Annotated in this window: 18 protein-coding genes; 13 read left to right on the forward strand and 5 right to left on the reverse strand. The window is 51.2% G+C overall.

What is annotated here, in order from left to right; all coding sequences use genetic code 11:
* Positions 1-98: 98 nt before the first annotated feature.
* The 3 genes from KDC22_RS00515 to KDC22_RS00525 form a co-directional block, all read right to left on the reverse strand.
* Entirely contained in the window at positions 99-581 is a 483-nt protein-coding gene (locus tag KDC22_RS00515) for an AbrB/MazE/SpoVT family DNA-binding domain-containing protein (protein ID WP_211721736.1), read from the reverse strand.
* A gap of 267 nt (positions 582-848) precedes the next feature.
* Positions 849-1526, reverse strand: coding sequence for a DNA-3-methyladenine glycosylase (locus tag KDC22_RS00520; RefSeq protein WP_211721737.1), 678 nt, complete (start codon positions 1524-1526; stop codon positions 849-851).
* A gap of 100 nt (positions 1527-1626) precedes the next feature.
* Positions 1627-3699, reverse strand: coding sequence for a transglycosylase domain-containing protein (locus KDC22_RS00525; protein ID WP_211721738.1), 2073 nt, complete (start codon positions 3697-3699; stop codon positions 1627-1629).
* Between the two features lie 252 nt (positions 3700-3951).
* Between KDC22_RS00525 and KDC22_RS00530 the strand changes: the two genes are divergently transcribed.
* The 6 genes from KDC22_RS00530 to KDC22_RS00555 all read left to right on the forward strand — a co-directional run bounded on the left by KDC22_RS00530 (position 3952) and on the right by KDC22_RS00555 (position 9581).
* A complete protein-coding gene (locus KDC22_RS00530) occupies positions 3952-4809 on the forward strand; it encodes a carbon-nitrogen hydrolase family protein (protein WP_211721739.1) in 858 nt (285 codons plus the stop codon).
* Positions 4810-4825: 16 nt separating this feature from the next.
* Positions 4826-5494: a GNAT family N-acetyltransferase gene (locus KDC22_RS00535; RefSeq protein ID WP_211721740.1), complete on the forward strand. Its 669-nt coding sequence runs from the start codon at positions 4826-4828 to the stop codon at positions 5492-5494.
* A gap of 36 nt (positions 5495-5530) precedes the next feature.
* A complete protein-coding gene (locus KDC22_RS00540; RefSeq protein ID WP_211721741.1) occupies positions 5531-6199 on the forward strand; it encodes a GNAT family N-acetyltransferase in 669 nt (222 codons plus the stop codon).
* Positions 6200-6316: 117 nt separating this feature from the next.
* Entirely contained in the window at positions 6317-6760 is a 444-nt protein-coding gene (locus KDC22_RS00545) for a YwiB family protein (RefSeq protein WP_173141099.1), read from the forward strand.
* On the forward strand, positions 6757-8442 hold the full coding sequence (gene argS, locus KDC22_RS00550; protein ID WP_211721742.1) for an arginine--tRNA ligase: 1686 nt from the start codon (positions 6757-6759) through the stop codon (positions 8440-8442). The genes KDC22_RS00545 and argS overlap by 4 nt, the downstream gene beginning before the upstream one ends.
* A 581-nt stretch (positions 8443-9023) precedes the next feature.
* Positions 9024-9581, forward strand: coding sequence for a hypothetical protein (locus KDC22_RS00555; protein WP_173141103.1), 558 nt, complete (start codon positions 9024-9026; stop codon positions 9579-9581).
* Positions 9582-9810: 229 nt separating this feature from the next.
* Here KDC22_RS00555 and KDC22_RS00560 read toward each other — a convergent pair whose 3' ends face one another.
* Positions 9811-10143 carry a helix-turn-helix domain-containing protein gene (locus tag KDC22_RS00560; protein WP_246553201.1) on the reverse strand — a complete coding sequence of 111 codons (333 nt, stop codon included), beginning with the start codon at positions 10141-10143 and terminating at the stop codon, positions 9811-9813.
* A gap of 266 nt (positions 10144-10409) precedes the next feature.
* Between KDC22_RS00560 and KDC22_RS00565 the strand changes: the two genes are divergently transcribed.
* Positions 10410-11789: a helix-turn-helix domain-containing protein gene (locus tag KDC22_RS00565; RefSeq protein ID WP_246553203.1), complete on the forward strand. Its 1380-nt coding sequence runs from the start codon at positions 10410-10412 to the stop codon at positions 11787-11789.
* Between the two features lie 263 nt (positions 11790-12052).
* Positions 12053-12232 (forward strand): aspartyl-phosphate phosphatase Spo0E family protein, encoded by a 180-nt coding sequence (locus KDC22_RS00570; RefSeq protein WP_173141105.1) that lies wholly within the window; start codon positions 12053-12055, stop codon positions 12230-12232.
* A 287-nt stretch (positions 12233-12519) separates the two neighbouring features.
* Here KDC22_RS00570 and KDC22_RS00575 read toward each other — a convergent pair whose 3' ends face one another.
* A complete protein-coding gene (locus KDC22_RS00575) occupies positions 12520-13743 on the reverse strand; it encodes a S8 family peptidase (RefSeq protein ID WP_211721743.1) in 1224 nt (407 codons plus the stop codon).
* A gap of 476 nt (positions 13744-14219) precedes the next feature.
* Here KDC22_RS00575 and rpoE point away from each other — a divergent pair, with 476 nt between their 5' ends.
* The 5 genes from rpoE to KDC22_RS00600 all read left to right on the forward strand — a co-directional run bounded on the left by rpoE (position 14220) and on the right by KDC22_RS00600 (position 20000).
* Complete coding sequence (gene rpoE, locus KDC22_RS00580; RefSeq protein WP_173141109.1) at positions 14220-14774, forward strand: DNA-directed RNA polymerase subunit delta; 555 nt, start codon at positions 14220-14222, stop codon at positions 14772-14774.
* Positions 14775-15126: 352 nt separating this feature from the next.
* Positions 15127-16734 carry a CTP synthase gene (pyrG, locus tag KDC22_RS00585; protein WP_173141111.1) on the forward strand — a complete coding sequence of 536 codons (1608 nt, stop codon included), beginning with the start codon at positions 15127-15129 and terminating at the stop codon, positions 16732-16734.
* A 367-nt stretch (positions 16735-17101) separates the two neighbouring features.
* Positions 17102-17488: a response regulator gene (locus tag KDC22_RS00590; protein ID WP_042132729.1), complete on the forward strand. Its 387-nt coding sequence runs from the start codon at positions 17102-17104 to the stop codon at positions 17486-17488.
* A 205-nt stretch (positions 17489-17693) separates the two neighbouring features.
* On the forward strand, positions 17694-18548 hold the full coding sequence (gene fba, locus KDC22_RS00595) for a class II fructose-1,6-bisphosphate aldolase (RefSeq protein WP_039309634.1): 855 nt from the start codon (positions 17694-17696) through the stop codon (positions 18546-18548).
* A 198-nt stretch (positions 18549-18746) separates the two neighbouring features.
* Positions 18747-20000, forward strand: coding sequence for a UDP-N-acetylglucosamine 1-carboxyvinyltransferase (locus KDC22_RS00600; protein WP_173141113.1), 1254 nt, complete (start codon positions 18747-18749; stop codon positions 19998-20000).
* Positions 20001-20099: the final 99 nt, after the last annotated feature.

Below are 20099 nucleotides of genomic sequence, written 5' to 3' on the forward strand. Positions count from 1 at the left end.
GGTTAAGCATAGAATGAACAACGAATAAGGCTTGGCCCTCGAGAGACCGAGGGCCAAGCCTTATTCGGGTTCTGGTGCAGACGCCCTCTCCGTAACCTTTACTGCGGGGCCGCCCTGCCGGAAGTGTTCAGCTTACGCTTCAACTGGCTTACCCTGGCCTGGCTGATTCCGAGCACCTCGGCAAGCTCCTTCTGATTGGCATAGGGATGATCCTCCATTGCTTTTTGCAGACGCAGGCTCATTTCTTCGGTCTTGGTTCTCCGCCCTCCGCGGGCAGGCTCGGGATTCTCCGCTGCTGGACTTGGGGGAGCGATGACGGGTTCTGACCCGCGTTCGGGGTCACTCAGCTCCTTCAGACAGGTGTTGCAAATAAACTGATCCTTATAGTAGGTCACATGGTCAAGACTTCTGCAAAAGGTGCATTCTGTGGAGGTGTACTTTCTGAGAACGATAATATTCTCATCCAGAATAAAAAATTCAATCGGGTCCCCAATGTCAATATTACGTGTCATGCGGATTTCTACGGGAACCACAATTCTTCCAAGACTGTCTAAGCTCCGGATCATGCCTGTATCCTTCATCCCATGTCCCTCATTTACCTCTTTATAGTTTGTGTAATATCTATGATTATAACAGTTATTGTAAGTTTAGAGAACGGGGAAAGCGCCTTCAAATAGGGTTGTTTATTGTCATTTTATAGGAAGTATTATCATTTTTTGGCGTATGAGGGGCAGATAGAGCAAAATAACGAAGAACAGCCCCTCCATGTGGGAATTCCCAAGGGAGAGGCTGATTAGGGTTCACTTCTTTTTACCCAAATTATCGCACCCGAAACAGCCGGGCGAGATTCAGTGCAGACGGAACGGCTGCGCGAGCGGATCGCTGACCGATACATAAGGATTCCCCTGAATATAAAACCGCCAGGGGCGCTCTGCGTATTCCTCCGCATAGGGAATGTTAATGCGCGGAGCCTGAACAATGTCGATAGATTCAGGGGGTTCGCCCTGTTCAATCCATAGAGCGCCTCCCCGTATATCGAACCTGGTGCGGTTAAGGCTCCGGTCTATTCTCAGCGCCCGGCACAGCTTACCCGGTCCGCCGGACAGATCCGAGGGCTTCCTGACGGCAATTCCCCTGTAGGCTGCCATAAGTTCAGCATCCCTGTCCGTGAGCGGCTCTACTGCCCGGATCAGGACGGCATGCGGCTCATCTTCAGCGGCGGTTACTACATTCAGGCAGTGATACATGCCATAAATCAGGTACACATACACTGCGCCGCCGGCGCTGAACATCACCTCCGTACGGGCGGTGCGGCGGTCGCCATAGGCATGGCTGCCTTTGTCCTCGGCGCCGCCGTAGCTCTCTGTCTCAACAATACGGCAGCGGATCTCCCCGTCTTCCGTAAGGCGGACCAAATGCTGACCCAAGAGGCGCGGAGCGGCTTCGAGAGCCGTAAGCGTGTAGAGTTCAGGCTGCAGCAGCTTGGCGGCCGCCGTCTTCCGGCCGCCGGAACGATTCGGCTTCATGAACGGATGACACCTTCCTGCGGCAGAGTTAGGCGAAAGACGCGCCTATGCCGGGTTGATCCCATCGTAACGCAAGCAGCCCGGAGGCGGCAATACCCGGTTAGTTCATCCACCAGCGCTTGATGTTATTCCACAGCGAATGGTCTTCCTTGGCGGGATCGGCAGCATCCGGAGAACTGTCCCCGGCAGGAGAACCCGTGCCGCCGGTGCTGTGCTGATCACAATATTCGGTCGGCTCCGTACCGCTGATGAAGGTCTCCAGCTTTTTCTCGGGACAGTCTGCTGTAGCCAGCTTGCCGGACTGCGGATTCACATACACGCTGACCACGCCCTCCGGAATCGGAAAAATCTTCGGCGGAACATTCTCCAGCGCCTTTTCCGTAAACTGGGCGAAGATAGGCGCTGCCCGTCTTCCATCCGCAGTCGCAATATCGCGGCCTTTGTCGTATCCAACCCAGACGGCAGTGGAGAGCTCGGGAGTGAAGCCCACCATCCACCCGTCGGTATCCGTGGTGCCGGTTTTACCGGCTACGGGACGTTTGATCATCGAGGCTACCCGGTTCCCCGTTCCTCCGCTCTCGAAGACCCCTTCCATCAGCCGGGTCAGCACATAAGCCGCTGCCGGCTCCACCACGGACTGTCCCTGGGGCTGGGGAGCTTCATATAGAAGATGTCCGCTGGCATCCGTAATCTTCAGAACTGCGGTAACCGGCTGCTTCACTCCGCCGCCTGCAATCACCGCGAAGGCGGAGGCCATCTCCAGCGGGCTGACGGGCGAGGTTCCGAGTGCGAGAGAAGGCACGTTGTGCAGCGGGCTGTTAATCCCCATGGCGGCAGCCATAGCAGCCACTTTATCGGCCCCAATCTTCATAATGGTATTCACGGCATAGATATTGTCGGAAGCGGCAATGGCCTGCTGCATGTTGATCTCTCCGAGATACTTGTCGCCGAAGTTCCGGGGCTGATACGTCTTCCGGTTATTGTCATAGTGGAACAGCGTCGGCTGGCTGTTGAAGACCGACAAGCCGGTCATTTCCTTGGAAGCCAGCGCCGTTAAATACATAATCGGCTTGAAGGAGGAGCCGGGCTGGCGTGTCTTGGCCAGAGCATGGTTGAACGGGCTGGACCGGTAGTTGGTTCCCCCGACCATAGCCTTCACATACCCGGTGCGGGGATCAACGGACACCAGGGCCGTTTCCAGCTCGCTGCTGTGGTCCATCCCCTGCTCCACCGCCGCTTCCGCAGCCTGCTGCATATCCGGGTCAAGCGTTGTGTAGACATTCAGTCCGCCCCGGTCCAGCTCGTCACTGGTGATATTCAGGGTGTCTATCACCAGGCCGCGCACATAATCGCGGAAATAGGGCGCAGCCACTGTGGTATCCTTTTGACCCTGCGGGCGTAGCTTCAGCTTCTCCTTGGCAGCTTCCTCTGCCTGCGCCTGCGTAATATCCCCCACATCGACCATGGCGGCGAGTATGATGCCTTGACGCTTCAAGGCACTGTCCAGGTGATTATAAGGCGAATAGTAGGTGGGGCCTTTGGGGACTCCGGCCAGCATGGCACTCTCCGCCAAGTTGAGGTCAGCGGCAGCTTTGCCGAAATACATCCGGGCCGCCGCTTCAATTCCATATGCGCCGTGCCCGTAGTAGATTTCATTTAGATACATGTTCAGTATTTCGTCCTTGGTATATTTCATCTCAAGCTGGAGGGTGTAGAGTGCTTCCTTGCCCTTGCGGGTCCAGGTCTTCTCATGGGTCAGGTACAGATTGCGTGCCAGCTGCTGGGTCAGGGTACTGGCTCCTTGTGTACGCCTGCCCGCCTCAAGGTTGGCGAGTACGGCTCTCCCCATCCCCTTCAGATCAAAACCGATATGATTATAGAATTTCCGGTCCTCTACAGCCAGCGTGGCCTTAATGAGCAGAGGTGAAATCTGTTTAAGCTCAACAGGCTCCCGGCTGCGTCCATCCGTAGTGAAGGTGGTCATCACATTGCCCCTGGAGTCAAGCAGCCTGGAGCGGACATCATCGCCCAGCGGGGGCAGCGGTTTCTGATACAGGTACCCAAGCAGAGCTCCGGCTGCCAGCACGGACAGGAGGGCAGAGACCATCAGCAGCCGGAAGAGCAGGCGGAGGCGGCGTTTCGGGAACTTGGTTGTGGCAGAATCGCGCGTCATGGCATCAGGCTCCTTCTCATTCAAGCAGCAATACAGCGCAGCGCATCCGGGCTGCCGTTGCTTGTATTCCTCATTATGGGAAAGGAAGGGGGGAGATATTCATAACCTGAAGAGAAAGCGGGACCCGGGTCATCAAGCGGAGGAGGGAGAAGCGGCAGCTGTCTTTGGATGTGTGATTTTGTGAGCCGTTATGGTAAAATTTTTAGATACTTTATGAATGTATGCTATCTCAAACCCGGGAGGATTGCCGCCATGGCTTTTCGCGTATCCGCTGTACAATATCATCTGCACACTATCTCCTCCTTCGAGGAGTTTGCCGCCCAGTGTGAGCACTATATTAGAACCGCCGGAGAGTACGGCGCTGAATTTATCCTGTTCCCCGAATTTCTCACGACACAGCTGATGTCTATAGGGAATGAACACGGAGAAGCTCTGGGAATAGAGGATCTGCCGCAGTTCACAGACCGTTACCGGGAGATGTTCTCCGGGTATGCCAGGAAATATGCAGTACATATAATCGGAGGCACCCATGTGCTGCGCCGCAGCGGGAAGCTTTATAATGTAGCTCATCTCTTTTACCCGGACGGCAGAATTGCAGAGCAGCCCAAGCTGCATATTACACCGGCTGAGGTAGAGGGGTGGAATATGGGAGCCGGTGAAGAGCTGCAGGTCTTCCAGACCGAACAGGGAACCATCGCCATGCTGACCTGCTACGATATTGAATTCCCGGAGATTGTGCGCATGGCCCGGGCCAAGGGTGCGGATGTGATCTTCTGCCCTTCCTGTACGGATGACCGCCACGGCTTCCACCGCGTGAGATATACCAGCCATGCCCGCGCCATTGAGAATCAGATATATGTTGTGCTTACGGGGACCGTAGGCTCGTTGCCTACGGTGGATCTGATGCGGGCCAACTTCGGGCAGGCTGCGGTAATTACGCCGAATGATATTCCGTTTCCTCCGCAGGGGCTGCTGGCAGAAGGAGAAATTAACGGCGATATGATTATCACGGCTGATCTCGATCTGGAGCTGCTGTACCGCGTCCGGGAGCACGGATCAGTCACTACGTGGCGTGACCGCCGGACAGATCTGTATACAGACTGGAAGTAAGGGGGCAGGGCAGAGGATGTATTACAAGAGGTTTTATGCTTTTGACGGCGCAACACCGGTGCCTGCAGTAATCCGCAGCTACAAGGAGTCTGACTTCACGGAACTGATCAGGGTCCAGTCCGAAGCCTTTCCGCCGCCTTATCCAGCAGAGCTGTGGTGGAACCGGGAGCAGCTGCTGAATCATGTAACGCTTTTTCCGGAGGGGGCCCTGGCTGTGGAAGTGGACGGGGAACTGGCCGGTTCTGTTACCGGGCTCATCATCCGCTCGGGCCCGGAGGCGCCGGCGCTGCATCACACCTGGTCGGAGGTTACCGCAGACGGCTATCTGACCACGCATGAGCCGGACGGGAATACGCTGTATATTGCCGATTTGTGTGTCCGCCCGAAATACCGCAAGCTGGGTCTGGGCAAGGAGCTGGTCCAGTCGTTGTATCACGTTGTAGTGGAGCAGAAGCTCGAACGGCTGCTGGGAGCAGGCCGGATGCCGGGGTATCATCTGATGGCGGACCGGATGACCGCAGAGGAATATCTGGCCGGGGTAGTAGCCGGAAGGTGGACTGATCCGGTCATTACCTTTCTGCTGCGGTGCGGCCGGGTTCCGGTAACGGTGGTAGCCGATTATCTCGAGGATGAGGAATCAGGGAATTATGCTGCGCTTATGGAATGGAAGAATCCTTTTTTATAAGTGAATATAACCGATCATTGAAGGAGTTCGTTGACTATGGAATATAGAAGAATTACAGCGCTTGCCGATCCGTTGTTCAGACAGGTACACCAGTTATTGTCCGAAGTCTTTCCTCCCGAGGAAGTGCTGGAATACAGCTTGTGGAAGGAGCCGCTGGAAGACCCGGGCATTCGTGTGTTCGCTGCCGTGCATGAGGGGACTGTTGTAGGCACTACGGAGTACCGCTATTATGCGGACTGGAATGTGGCGATGACCGACTTCACCATCATTGGCCGGGAGGGCCTGGGCATCGGGCGTTTTTTGGCTCATAACCGCTTGAAGGACCTGCATAAGCTGGCCGGGGATAATAATCGGGAGCTGCTGGGCATGTTCGCCGAGATCTACGATCCTTACCGGGTCGCGTATGATTTTGGCGGAATTAAGCCGATGGACCCGTTCGTCCGCCGTGAGGTCCTGTCGCATCTGGGCTATAGAAGGATTGATATTCCGTATGTTCATCCTTCCTGGCAGGGGGACGGTGAGGCGGTGTCCGGTCTTGATCTCTGCTTCATGCCCGTTAGTGAAGAGCTGGAGAGAATTGCAGCGCCGCTCGTGGCCGATTTCCTGACCCGTTATTACGCTGTACTATCGGATAAGCCGGAAGCCTGGACGTCCATGATCAGCCAGCTCCGGAGCATGGATAGCGTGGCATTACTGCCGCTGTGATGGTTGGTGATAGATGAAATATCCATTGAATTGCTCTCCCGATCTGGATATAGTGTACAATGGGAAAGCGAATATGACCTCTATGAATAACAAGTACGAATAAGCGAGGAACGTGTGATGACTGAAGGGCAGCAAGGCAAATACGGTGTTTCTGTAACACTGGTAAGTGTGCAGGGCACAGAGCGGAATGTGGTACAGGCTGCAGGTGAAGTCATACCTAAGGGGCAGTCACTGTATATCCGTTATGAAGAGCGGCAGCCCGGCCCGGAGGGCGCAGAGGCTACTATACAGAACACGCTGAAGATTTCAGAGGGCAGAATCAAGCTGATCCGCCATGGCGCTGTCCAGTCGGAGCAGTCTTTTGAGACGGGGCAACCGCTGCCTGGATTCTACCGCTCGCCTTATACACAATTCAATCTCACCACCGACACTAAGAAATTAGACATCAAGCGCGAAGGAAGATCGCTTGCGGTTTCATGGGAATATGATCTCTACGTATACGGGGAATGTTCAGGACAGTTCGCTATAAGTTTGAATATACAGGAGGAACCACAATCATGACACACAATTTAAATCCGCTTCAGCTTGCCCACGAACGGGTGAAGGAGGCCATCGCCGATGCAGTTGTAGCTGCCGGTCTGGTGTCCCGCGAAGAGCTGCCTGCCATTGTGCTGGAAGTTCCGAAGGACAAGGCTCACGGAGATATGGCCACGAATGCAGCGATGCAGCTGACCAAGCTCGCGAAGCGCAACCCGCGGCAGATTGCCGAGGCGATTATTGAGCACCTGGATACCGCCCGCGCTTCTATTGAGAAGGCCGAGATTGCCGGACCGGGCTTCATCAACTTCACTTTGTCCAAAAGCTATCTCTATCCCGTTATTGCACTTGTGGCCGAGCAGGGTGACGATTATGGCCGTGTGGATATAGGCCAGGGCAAGCATGTTGAGATGGAATTTGTCAGCGCGAACCCTACAGGCAGCCTTCATCTGGGACATGCCCGCGGAGCTGCCGTCGGTGATGCACTATGCAACGTGCTGGATTATGCCGGATACAAGGTGACCCGGGAGTACTACATTAACGATGCCGGGAACCAGGTCGCCAATCTGTGCAAATCCATCGAGACCCGTTACCTGCAGGAGCTGGGCCAACCGGCTGAGATGCCGGAGGACGGTTATCATGGAGAAGATATCAAAGGCTTCGCCAGGGAGCTGGTAGCGGAGAAGGGCGATTCCCTGCTCGCCATGACACCGGGGGACCGGGCGGCATTCTTCCGCACCTACGGCCTTGAGAAGGAATTGGACAAAATCAAACGCGACCTCAGCCGGTTCCGCGTGAACTTCGATATCTGGTTCAGCGAAACCTCTCTCTATGAGAACGGGGAAGTGCTGCGTTCGCTGGATGAGCTTCGTGAACGCGGTGAAGTCTATGACAAAGAAGGCGCCACCTGGCTGCAAACCACCAAATACGGTGACGATAAGGACCGCGTGCTGATTAAGAATGATGGCACCTATACGTACCTCACACCGGATATTGCCTACCATAGCGACAAATACGGCCGCGGCTACGATACAATGATCAACATCTGGGGAGCGGACCACCACGGCTACATTCCACGGATGAAGGCAGCCATGGCGGCCCTCGGTAATGACCCCGAGAAGCTGGTCGTGCTGATTGCCCAAATGGTCAGCCTGTTCCAGGACGGCGAGAAGGTCAAGATGTCCAAGCGTACCGGCAAAGCCGTTACCATGGAAGACCTGATGGAAGAAGTCGGAGTGGACGCCATCCGTTACTTCTTCACCATGCGCAGTATGGATTCGCATTTGGACTTTGACATGGATCTGGCCATTTCGACATCCAATGAGAACCCTGTATTCTATGTGCAGTATGCACATGCGCGTATTTGCAGCATTTTCCGCCAGGCGGAGGAGCAGGGGATTGTGCTGCCGGAAGCAGACAAGATCGACTACAGCAAGCTGACCGCTGTTCATGAATATGACCTGCTCCGCAAAATCGGTGAGCTGCCTGCGGAAATTACGATTGCTGCTGAAGGCTACGCGCCGCATCGTCTGGTCCGCTATGTATACGACCTCGCTTCTCTGTTCCACAGCTACTACAAGGCAGAGCGCGTAATCACCGAGGATGCCGCTCAGACTGTTGCCCGTCTTGCCCTGCTGGGCGCTGCGCGGACGACGATTGCCAACGTTCTGCGTCTGGTTGGCGTTACCGCACCAGACCGGATGTAACTTGCTGGAGCTATCCAGGCTAAGCGCCACCCCTTTTCGGGGGTGGCGCTTTTGGTCTCGTCATGCCACCGGTTCTGCCGAAAGTGTACGGCGGAACCGGTCAGATGACAGGTGGACGGGAGACAGGTGGATTTTGTCCACTTGCTGATGAACGGATGAACCCTGCGGCAACAGCAGTTGGATAAATAGCACCTATGTCAGCACATTTAACCCACATTAGCGAATTCAAACAAAATTAGATGTCATTTATCCACTTGCTTACGTCTATTTCTCGAAAATTGGCGAATTAAGATACATTATTCCATTTGTTTGTTGAAGGAGCCAGTACCCCGCCGTACCGTACGCTTATGCCTCCGAGCTTACGGCCGGATTGTATAGTGACGGGAAATAGAATTGGTGAGGATCTCGTTGGAACAACGGAACTGTCAGGGGAATCTTGCCGGATTAAGCAGCTGCGCTTAAGTTTGCTGGACCTATGAAGAGTTTCAAAAAAGAAGCTTATATGAGAATATTATGAAACTTTTGAAAGAGCAGTTCAGTCTATTATAGTGAGGTGACAGATCAACAAGGAGGATATTTACATGAACTATAAAGGGAAAGCCCTGATTACCGGCCTGCTGTTTGGTGCTTTATTAGCAGGATGCAGTCAGAATGAAAATTCTACTTTAGATAATTCAACCTCTCCTGAAACTGCACAAAATCAGAATGTAAATTCGACCAATAATGCAGGTGAAGGAATGACAGAAGCAGAGCCACTATCTTATACAGCAGAACAAAAAAATGAAATTAGTGAAGCTGCTAAGAAAGCCAGATTAGATAAAGTTTACATCCCTACAGTAGGCTTAGGTGTTGATGATTACTTGGATCGTGTAGAAGTTAAAGACAATCAAGTCCGTATTGTATTTATTCGAGGTTCAATCACTCAATCCAAAGAAGAACTTAAACCAACTAACGAGATTGCTTCGACTAAAGAAGTTGAACTTTCAAAAAATGTATCTGGGAAATGGATTACTGAAGAGAATGGAGCAACGTCTTTATACTTTGAGAAAGACGGACTGTATTTCAGTATGAATTCAGCTAGAACCTTTTTTCAGGCTGATTATGAGAGAGCGGCCGCTTCGCTTGAACCATTAAAGTAAGTTTCTTCGCTATCTCCCTAATGGGCAGAACGGATTGAAATCACTACATATAGGATGCAAAACAACCGCCTGGATTCAGGCGGTTGTTTTAATGTGGACCAACGCGCCGCCAGAGGAATGAAAGGAAAAGAAACAACAGGAAGGTTAGTACAAGGGGAGGGACTGGGGGGCGGTTGGGACAGATTAACGCCGGGTTGGCCAGAAGCGTAACCGGCGCAAAACAGCTGTATTAGAAATTTGTAAACACTTCGCGCAAGATTCGGTATGCCCTTTGTTGCTGTTCATGATCTTGTTCCTTTAAAAGCAGAACGATCTTCCAAATCCATTCGTCAGCTTTGAAGCGTTCGTATTGCTCATGATCAAATGTAATAGCAATCTGCGTATGTAGCGCTTCAGCAATCTTTTCCAGCGTTTGAAGCTGTATGTTTTGCTCACCGCGTTCCACGCGGCCAATGTAAGTCCCTTGAGACTCTATCGCTTCAGCTAGCTGTTCTTGCGTCATTCCTGCCAAGGTCCGGTAGTGCCGAATTTGCTCTCCAATTGCTTTTGCCAAGTCGCTCACGTTGGTTATCACCCCTTCCTACTAGAAGTGTAGACCAGTGATTGGACAACCTTGGAGAGTTCTGAAAGTTCAAAAAATATATCATTGAACTTTAAGGTTCTTTTAGGGTATAATTTCCACATATTGTATGCATAACATGTGGAAAGATGGAGGCGCGCGCCATGTTCCTTCCGATGATTGAGTTCTTCGCGTGTTCACGTAAATAAATACGAAAATGCGTTGTTGACCACCGTTTTGGAACTTTTTTGAAAGGAGATTGTATCTATTTGGAAGTTAAAAATTCTATACGTGAGATTTTGTTGAAGTATATGCGGGCCAATGATATGAGCTACGCAAAATTTACTGAGATTTCTGGAATCAATTCGGGATCACTTAGCCGGATACTTCAGGGGAGTAGGCCAATCTCAGTAAAGCAATTAGAATTAATCACGGGGGCGCTGGGGTTAGCGGAAGATGCTCTGTTCGGTTCATATGTAGAAGAGTGTTTTGCTTTTTTTGCTTCGATGCGCCGAATACGTCCGTTTATTATCAAGTGCGCAGTGCTGGATCGTCTGGATTGCATTGAGTGGATTGTTCTGCGGCTATTGGATAATTTGTCTTATGTTCCAGCGTTATTTGATGTTGCTGAAGAACTATTTGCCAGCAAGCATCATCAAGCAGCGGCATTGCTCTATGATAATGTGAGTAAAGCTGAAAAATTTCAGCATTCTGAGCGTTTGGCATTTTGCCGTTATCGTTTATTTTTAGTCGAGCTAGGGACTGACTTGGAATCAAACTATAGAGCAGCCATGGTATTTGAAGATTATGTGAATCGTTTACATGAAGCCGACCAGTTGGAAGCACTTAAGCGCCTTATTGATGTGTTGGTTACAGTACATAAGTGGAAAAGAGTAGATGAACTGGCTGCTGAGATGCTTCGAATTTCTCAAATTCAGTATGACTTACAAGCCGTTGGAGGAAGTGAGAAGCAGCCTGAACGACCAATCTACTTTTACATCCTTTATGCTTGGCTGGTGCGCTCGGCTGTATGCGAAGAATATAAGGATTACGCTGGTGCTTTGAAATATGTGTCTCTTTATGCTGAAGCGGACTGGATACGGGAAAAAGATCAGTCAGCAGCTAGGTATAAAAAACAGTTTTCTGAATGGGCCATAGCTAATGGTTACCTATACCGGGTGATGTCTGGTGATGCTCAAGCCATAGATGAGTATGCCGACTTTGTGGCTGACCACCCGGAAGAGATTTTTATCGCGTTGAGTCAGATCGTCCAAGCAGCCAATCAATTTGGTTATGACATTGATCGTATCTTGGAACGTTTCTCTGATTACTTCCCATTTAAGGAGATGGCGGGTGAACAAGGTCAGTACAATGTCTCCGTCATTTCGGAGAAGAGCGCTCAGTTTTTAAGTGACTTGGGAGTATATACATTCAAGAAAAATCAGGGCAATGCAATAAATCTTATATTAGAAGGATTGGATTTTTCTGTTAATATAAACAGTGTACGGAATGTGATTACCTGTATGACTCTTTTTGAGCAATATCGTGATTATGCAGATCAAGAAGCGAAAAAGAAATTTAAAAAACTCGCGAGTGAGGTGCATCGGATCAATGCGAAAAAGAACGTGGTTCCTCTTAGTTTCGTTTAGTTGTCTTGTTGCGACTGTGGCTCCTATTATGACTACACTAATCACAATGGGGCATGGTGTCGGTTGGGGCTAAGGTGTTGACAACTTCATTGTAATGCACAAAAAAGCTTTCCTTCAAGGGAAAGCTTTTTTGTGCATTAAGACGGCATTTTAAATTTGTTGTAACCAGTATTAGCAAAAAAATGGTGAGTTGCCATCTGAGTATCGAGTAATCATTTGACATAAAAACCTAAAATATTACACAAAGGAGATGTTGCTCAACGATGAAAAAAAGCATGCTCATGCAACTTCGGATTGAACGTGCCCGGAATCGCCTTTACACCCTGACAAACCAGTATGGGAATTTTCAGCATCCTGCTGTAATCAAGCAATCGATGGTACTGGATGAATTGATTAATCAGTACAATGTGATCGGAGAGCAATTAAAAAAGCCGATTGGGTGAACAATCGACTTTGGGCGAGAAACTTTGTCGGGTTCGCTCGCCCCTTTAGTTTAACAGATGATGCTAAAACACGGAAAAATAGCTGTAGAATTTATGAAGGAGCTGTACTTGCCCCGTGGATCAATGTCTCCAAGTGGCTCTTTTTTGTTTGCTGTCTGTCTGAGTCAAAACTACCTAGATGTACTTTATCCACTTGTTCCCGCCTTACCTTTGAAAATTGCCGAATTAAGATACGTTATTCCACTTGCTTATGGCAACAGCCGATATCGCGGACCTCCGCCGCGCACCTACGCTTTCGCGGCCGCGGCCTTGGCAACGCCGCTTCCGCCGCTACTGCCGCCGCTGCCAGCGCCGCCGCCACTGCGCCGGGCCCGGATGCCTACGCGCAGCAGGCGCAGCGCATCGGCCGCACCGCCGCCCAGGGAGGCGCGGCGCTGGCCCTTGCGCAGCCGCACCGGCGAGGCGGTGCGGCGCAGGAGCAGCTTCAGCTCGCGGGGCGACAGCCCCGGCCGCAGCGCGAGCAGCAGGGCCGCGGCACCGGTGACATGGGAGGTCGCCATGGAGGTGCCGCTCATTTCCTTATACCCCTCCCGCAGCCAGCAGGAGGGGATACCTTCGCCCGGACCGTAGACGTCAATGTACGGTCCGCGGTTGCTGAAGGCCGCGATGCGCTGCCTTCTGTCAAGGGCGCCTACGGCAATAGTCTCCGGATACCGCGCGGGGTAATCCCCGCCGCGCTTGCCGTCGTTGCCGGAGGAGGCGATGATGGCGATCCCGGCCCGGTAGGCCTTGATCACTACATCATGCAGAGCCTTGCTCCGGTTCCTCATGCCGAAGCTCATATTGATGATATCGACTTTGTTCTGTACGCACCAATCGATGCCAAGGACAATGTCCGACACATAGGCGGAGCCGTTGTGGTCGAAGGCCTTGACCGGATAGAGCAGCGCCCGGGGGGCTACGCCCATCATGCTGCGCGTGCCCCCGGCTGCGGCCAGCGTTCCGGCAATATGTGTGCCGTGTCCGTTGTCATCCAGCGGCATCATGCCGCGGTTCAGCAGATTTACCCCGGAAGCCAGCGTATGCTTCAGATCGGGATGGCGGAAGTCAACGCCCGTATCAATGACGCCGATCTTCACGTGTACACCGGTGGATCTCGACCAGGCCTGCGGCGCGCGGATAGCCTTAACGCCCCAGGGCATCATGGAAGGACCGCTGGGGTCCGCCAAGGCCGAGTGAACCTGAATCCGGTGGTCTTCTTCTATACATAGGGAATCCGCATAACGGTCCATCAGCTTCCCTGCTCCCGCAGCGGGCACGAAGAAAGCCTGGATCAGTGCAGATACCTGAACCTGCCGCAGACCAGGCTTCTTTGTCTTCAGGGACTTCCACTGTGAGAGTGCTCCGGCATACATACGGGGGTCGTTGAAGGTCACAATGTGCCGCTGTGCACTTTTGGGGGCAGCCTTCATTTCTTCAAGCAGCATCTGCCAAAATCCGTAATAATCCATAAGTTACGCCGTCCCCTCCTCGGTGCCGTGCTGCCATATAGTATGAAGGCGGGAGGGTCTCCGAATGGGAACTTGCCCTTTTTTAACGAAATAGGCTGCCCATCGTGTCAAAAAGCGATAGTTCACATAAAATAAACAGAGGGAACCGCAAGGCTCCCTGCAACATCCCGTAAGGAGCCGATCCTTGGCGTGGATACAGTCATGTGCGGAGGGATTTCCCTCCGCCTTTTTAAAAACTTAAGAAATTACAGGTTTCACATATAACTTATCCTTCTATTTCACGCGGAACGCCGCGTTTATCGCCCATTGCGAGCGGACAAGCCTTCCCCGGCTGAAGTACCGCACATTCTCTTTCCGGATCTTGCTGCAATAGACTTGCAATTTACCCGCAAATAGGTTTTACTTAGGTTTGTTAATGGATATCATGAATGAAGCATGAGTTAATGTGAACAATGCGTGAGAGGAAGTGTCCTTTAGTGAGTACGCCACTCAATTTAAAGCTGGACCCTGAGAAAGTTAAAGAAATGCCGATGGTAGACCTGGCTTTCCTGGTGCTGAAGGGTGCCAATACGCCTTACTACTACCGTGATCTGATGGTTGAGGTTGCCAAGCTGCGCGGTATGACCGAACAAGAGAGCCAAGATACGATTGCCCAGTTATATACCGAGATTAATATTGACGGGCGTTTTGCCTGTGTCGGAACCAACCTGTGGGGCCTGAAGCGCTGGTATCCGCTGGAACGCTCCGATGACCCTGTCGGCAACACCAAGCGCGTGCGGATCATCAACGATGAGGACGACGATTTGGAAGATGACGACTTTGCTGAAGAAGATGAGAATTACGCTGCCGAGGAAGAGGATTTCGATGCGATTGATGAAGATCGCGACGACCTCTATTCAGACGACGACAGCGAAGAGGAAGTTGACGAAGATGTGGTCATTGATGAAGACGACATTGACGAAGACGATGCGGACGAGGAAGATTCCGAAGACGGCGAAGAAGATGAAGCCGATGAGGAAGAAGAAGATTAATTTTAGAATAGTCTCTCCGGCGGGATAATTCGTCCCTTGACAGGGGCAGGACCGTCAGAGTAAACTATTGCATGGGCTTATAATGAAAGTTAATATGTTTTCTTAAAATAAAAAGTGCCCCGGGTCTACGGGTGTCACTTTTTTGTTTTTTTTAAAGATAATAAGGGCTGTGCTTCGCGCAATAATGTTTCTTATCCTTGTTGCGGTTTTCTGCGGTTTCAGGGCCGTTCGGTCCTGAATGTCGGCGGGTGGAAGCAACTTTCCGGTTCCCCGGTTGGATGATGGAAAAAAGGGTTACGATAAGCAGCAAGCGTCCCCTGAATTTCTGGACTTTATTTAGGAGGGTTTTAGAGTGACAAAGTATATTTTCGTAACGGGTGGCGTCGTGTCCTCCCTTGGCAAAGGCATTACCGCTGCTTCGCTGGGCAGACTGCTCAAGAACAGAGGTCTGAAGGTAACGATCCAGAAATTTGATCCTTACATTAACGTGGACCCGGGAACAATGAGTCCTTATCAGCACGGGGAAGTGTTCGTAACCGATGACGGTGCGGAGACGGACCTGGATCTTGGGCATTATGAACGGTTTATTGACATTAACCTGTCGAAGAACAGCAATGTAACGACAGGCAAAATCTATTCCTCGGTCATCAGCAAAGAACGCCGCGGGGAATATCTAGGCGGCACTGTACAGGTTATCCCGCATATTACGAACGAAATCAAGGAACGCGTATTCCGCGCCGGCCGTGAGACAGGCTCGGATGTAGTGATTACAGAAATCGGCGGCACCGTGGGCGATATCGAGAGTCTGCCGTTCATGGAAGCCATCCGTCAGATCAAGAGCGATATCGGCCGGGAGAATGTCATGTACATTCATGTTACCCTGATTCCTTATATCAAAGCAGCCGGTGAGGTCAAAACAAAGCCGACACAGCATAGCGTCAAGGAACTGCGCAGCATCGGAATTCAGCCGAATGTGATCGTATGCCGTACGGAGTATCCGTTGACCGATGATATGAAGGCCAAGCTTGCTTTGTTCTGCGATATTGATAAGAATGCCGTTGTGGAATGCCGCGACGCTTCAACCCTGTATGAAGTTCCGCTTAACCTGCGTGACGAAGGATTGGATGAGATTGTCGTCAATCACCTGAAGCTGACCACACCTGCACCGGATATGCGTGAATGGGAGAGTATGCTGGAGCGGATTCAGAAGCTGGAGCGTACCGTTGAGATTGCTATCGTTGGTAAATATGTAGCGCTTCATGATGCGTATCTTAGTGTTGTTGAGTCTCTGTCCCATGCCGGATTTGCCTCCAATGCGGATGTGAAGCTCCGGTGGGTGGATGCAGAGCTGGTAACGGATGAGAATGTCCATGAGCTGCTGGGCGGCATCGGCGGGATTCTCGTTCCGGGTGGTTTCGGCGACCGGGGAATCGAAGGCAAAATCTCGGCTATCCGCTATGCGCGGGAGAAGTCCATTCCGTTCTTCGGAATCTGCCTGGGGATGCAGGTATCCGTAATCGAATACGGCCGTTCCGTTCTGGGACTGGCTGGGGCGAACAGCTCCGAGATCGATCCTGCTACTCCGTACCCGCTGATTGACCTCCTGCCAGAGCAGAAGGATGTTGAAGATATGGGCGGAACCATGCGCCTCGGACTGTATCCTTGTAAGCTTTTGCCGGATTCACTGGCTATGTCCTGCTACGATGATGAGCTGGTCTATGAACGCCATCGTCACCGGTATGAGTTCAATAACGCCTTCCGTGATGAGATGGAAAAAGCAGGACTGGTCATTTCCGGGACCTCCCCTGACGGACGTCTGGTGGAAATTGTCGAGCTGCCGGGTCATCCGTGGTTCCTGTCCGTGCAGTTCCATCCGGAATTCATCTCCCGTCCGAACCGTCCGCAGCCGTTGTTCCGTGAATTTGTCAAAGCTTCACTTGCACATTCTGAGCAAATCTAACAATTTGATGAACAGGCCTGCCGGAGCCCCCATTAGGGGGCTTCTTTTTTGAAATATAATCTATAAGTTGCTAATCCTTCAATTTTTTGCTTTGAATATAACACGCGATGTCAATTATCCTTCAATTTCTCGCTAGAACATTGTTTGCTTGGCACAATAGCTCACGGAGTTCAAGGGGACTGTACTCCCGTTTTTCAACTGGAAATACACCTGTATATGGCATAGATTTACGCATTTTAGCCAATTAGCAGGATTTTGGCTGCAAAGCACGAATAATAGGTTTCGTATAGACTAAGTTGAAGCGGGGCCGTTAGCTGTGAGAGGGCGCGGTATGGACAATCTGCCTTAAACTCTGGGAGGGTATCGTATGGAAAAAAAGAAAGTGTTAATCGTCGACGATCAGAATGGAATCCGGATTCTCCTCATGGAAGTATTCAATAGTGAAGGTTATGCCACCTTTCAGGCAGCTAACGGGAAATTGGCGCTGGAGATCGTGAAGAACGAATCGCCGGATATGGTTCTGCTCGATATGAAGATTCCGGGGATGGACGGGCTGGAGATTCTCAAGCATTTGAAGGAGCTTAATCCGGCGATCAAAGTCATTATGATGACGGCCTACGGAGAGCTGGACATGATTAAGGAAGCGACCAAGCTGGGGGCCCTGATGCATTTTACCAAGCCGTTTGATATTGATGAGATGCGCGTTGCTGTCAATATGCATCTGCACAACAAGTCGGTTGACCAATGCAGCTAGCTTAGAGGTTTATAGTTTGGGGACGTCCTGTTATGGATACGCTAAATGAGGAAATAGTCCGCTGGTAAAGGGTTGGCTGAATATCGTCCCACCGGGACATTTTTTTGTGTATCCTATTTAGTATTTAACACAGGATGTGCTATAATAGGCCTGTATGTGATGTCGGCTTATATAAGCAACCCAATATTTTAGGAGGATTGAAACCATGCCATTAGTATCTATGACAGACATGTTGACCAAAGCACTTGAAGGAAAATATGCAGTTGGCCAGTTCAACATCAACAACCTGGAGTGGACTCAAGCGATTCTTGGTGCAGCAGAAGAAGAGAAGTCACCGGTAATCCTTGGTGTATCCGAAGGCGCAGCCCGTCACATGGGCGGCTTCTATACAGTAGTTAAGATGGTTGAAGGTCTTATTCATGACATGAAAATCACCGTTCCTGTAGCCATCCACTTGGACCACGGTTCAAGCTTTGACAAATGTAAAGATGCCATTGATGCCGGATTCACTTCCGTAATGATCGACGGCTCCCACCACCCAATCGACGAGAACATTGAAATGACCAAGAAGGTCGTTGAATATGCTCACGCTAAAGGTGTTTCTGTAGAAGCTGAAGTTGGTACTGTAGGCGGACAGGAAGATGACGTTATCGGCGGCATCCAATACGCTGACCTTAACGAATGCGTACGCATCGTCAAAGAAACCGGCATCGACACTCTGGCTCCTGCACTGGGTTCCGTACACGGTCCTTACCTGGGCGAACCAAACCTTGGATTCAAGGAAATGGAAGAGATCCGCGATGCGGTTAACCTTCCGCTTGTACTTCACGGCGGTACTGGTATTCCTGTACACGACATTCAGAAGTCCATCTCCCTGGGTACTTCCAAGATCAACGTTAACACTGAGAACCAAATCGCGTTCGCTAAGGTTGTCCGCGAAGTTCTTGCTGCTAAACCGGATGCTTACGACCCGCGTACATTCATCGCACCAGGCCGCGAAGCTATCAAGCAGACTGTTATCGGCAAAATCCGTGAATTCGGATCCAGCAACAAAGCCTAAGTATTACACTGCCGCATAACTTTGTTTTTCCGCACAAGCCATTTCGTTTTCCTCAGAAACGGGTGCCGTCCTTCGGATAAGGGCGGCACAGCCGTTTCTTCTTCTAATCACCAATCACAAGCAACCCATGTCACCTTAAGCCACAACTGGTATTGCCACAACAAGCTGCAATACACGTAGGGGGAACCAAATAAATTTATGGAAAAATTAATGATTGGCGGCGGACGTCCGCTAGAGGGCGTTGTAACCATCAGCGGAGCAAAGAATAGTGCAATTGCGCTGATTCCTGCGGCAATTTTGGCGGAATCTGAGGTTGTGCTGGATAATTTGCCTGCGCTCAGTGATGTTGCCGTTTACTCCGAAATTCTGGAGGAGCTTGGTGCAAGCGTGTCGTGGACAGGCAGCCAAATGAGAATTAATCCCTCCCGTATTGTATCTATTCCCATGCCTAACGGACCGGTTAAGAAACTCCGGGCTTCTTATTATATGATGGGTGCACTTCTGGGACGTTTCAAGGAAGCAACTATTGGACTACCCGGCGGCTGCAATTTCGAGCCCCGCCCGATTGACCAGCATATCAAAGGCTTTGAGGCACTTGGGGCGACAGTGACCAATGACCATGGCTCTATTCACCTGTATGCCAAAGAACTGCGCGGTGCCAAGATCTACCTGGATGTCTCCAGTGTCGGCGCCACCATTAATATTATGCTCGCGGCCTCCCGTGCCAAAGGCTCTACAATTATTGAAAATGCGGCTAAAGAGCCTGAGATTATAGATGTAGCTACCCTATTGAACTCTATGGGCGCTGTTATTAAAGGCGCCGGTACAGAAACGATCCGGATTGAAGGCGTAACTGAAATGCACGGTTGCCGCCATTCCATTATTCCCGACCGTATTCAAGCTGGAACATACATGATTGCAGCTGCGGCTACGCGCGGCAATGTCTTAATTGATAACGTAATTCCCAAGCATCTGGAGGCGCTCACTGCCAAGCTGCTGGAAATGGGAGTAGACATAGAAGAGCTGGATGAGAGTATCAGGGTCATCGGCAAGGCCAAGTACCAGCATGCCGATGTCAAAGCGTTGATCTACCCCGGGTTCGCCACTGATTTGCAATCTCCGATGACCAGTATGCTTACTCAAGCTGAGGGAGTCAGCGTCCTGAGCGATTTCGTATACAGCAACCGCTTCAAGCATGTCCCTGAATTAGTCCGTATGGGCGCTAAGATTCGTGTAGAAGGACGTTCCGCAATTATTGAAGGCGGCAAGCTCAATGCTGCCAAGGTGAAGGCTGCTGATCTCCGGGCAGGCGCAGCCCTGGTTATAGCCGGGCTTACCGTAGAGGAAGGCATCACTGAAGTGACGGGCGTGGAGTATATTGACCGCGGTTATGATAACCTCGTAAGCAACCTTCGTAATTTGGGAGCCGATGTTTGGCGCGAGAACGAATAGTCAGGATTCCCGGATTGGACAGGGAGAATTTGCGGGCGGACTGCATATCTCTTTCCAATTCGGGTAATCCTATCCTAATAAGCATTTTCATAGACTCAT

The sequence above is a fragment of the Paenibacillus tritici genome, from assembly GCF_018207515.1.
Classification (GTDB): Bacteria; Bacillota; Bacilli; order Paenibacillales; family Paenibacillaceae; genus Paenibacillus_AQ; species Paenibacillus_AQ tritici.

What these genes read in the sequence shown, in the direction of transcription:
- KDC22_RS00540 (WP_211721741.1), top strand. Translation starts at nt 5,531, where the DNA reads ATGGAATATAGAAGAATTACAGCGCTTGCCGATCCGTTGTTCAGACAG.
- fba (WP_039309634.1), top strand. Translation starts at nt 17,694, where the DNA reads ATGCCATTAGTATCTATGACAGACATGTTGACCAAAGCACTTGAAGGA.
- KDC22_RS00600 (WP_173141113.1), top strand. Translation starts at nt 18,747, where the DNA reads ATGGAAAAATTAATGATTGGCGGCGGACGTCCGCTAGAGGGCGTTGTA.
- KDC22_RS00515 (WP_211721736.1), bottom strand. Translation starts at nt 581, where the DNA reads ATGAAGGATACAGGCATGATCCGGAGCTTAGACAGTCTTGGAAGAATT.
- KDC22_RS00555 (WP_173141103.1), top strand. Translation starts at nt 9,024, where the DNA reads ATGAACTATAAAGGGAAAGCCCTGATTACCGGCCTGCTGTTTGGTGCT.
- KDC22_RS00530 (WP_211721739.1), top strand. Translation starts at nt 3,952, where the DNA reads ATGGCTTTTCGCGTATCCGCTGTACAATATCATCTGCACACTATCTCC.
- KDC22_RS00575 (WP_211721743.1), bottom strand. Translation starts at nt 13,743, where the DNA reads ATGGATTATTACGGATTTTGGCAGATGCTGCTTGAAGAAATGAAGGCT.
- KDC22_RS00570 (WP_173141105.1), top strand. Translation starts at nt 12,053, where the DNA reads ATGAAAAAAAGCATGCTCATGCAACTTCGGATTGAACGTGCCCGGAAT.
- KDC22_RS00535 (WP_211721740.1), top strand. Translation starts at nt 4,826, where the DNA reads ATGTATTACAAGAGGTTTTATGCTTTTGACGGCGCAACACCGGTGCCT.
- argS (WP_211721742.1), top strand. Translation starts at nt 6,757, where the DNA reads ATGACACACAATTTAAATCCGCTTCAGCTTGCCCACGAACGGGTGAAG.
- KDC22_RS00590 (WP_042132729.1), top strand. Translation starts at nt 17,102, where the DNA reads ATGGAAAAAAAGAAAGTGTTAATCGTCGACGATCAGAATGGAATCCGG.
- KDC22_RS00525 (WP_211721738.1), bottom strand. Translation starts at nt 3,699, where the DNA reads ATGACGCGCGATTCTGCCACAACCAAGTTCCCGAAACGCCGCCTCCGC.
- KDC22_RS00520 (WP_211721737.1), bottom strand. Translation starts at nt 1,526, where the DNA reads ATGAAGCCGAATCGTTCCGGCGGCCGGAAGACGGCGGCCGCCAAGCTG.
- KDC22_RS00545 (WP_173141099.1), top strand. Translation starts at nt 6,317, where the DNA reads ATGACTGAAGGGCAGCAAGGCAAATACGGTGTTTCTGTAACACTGGTA.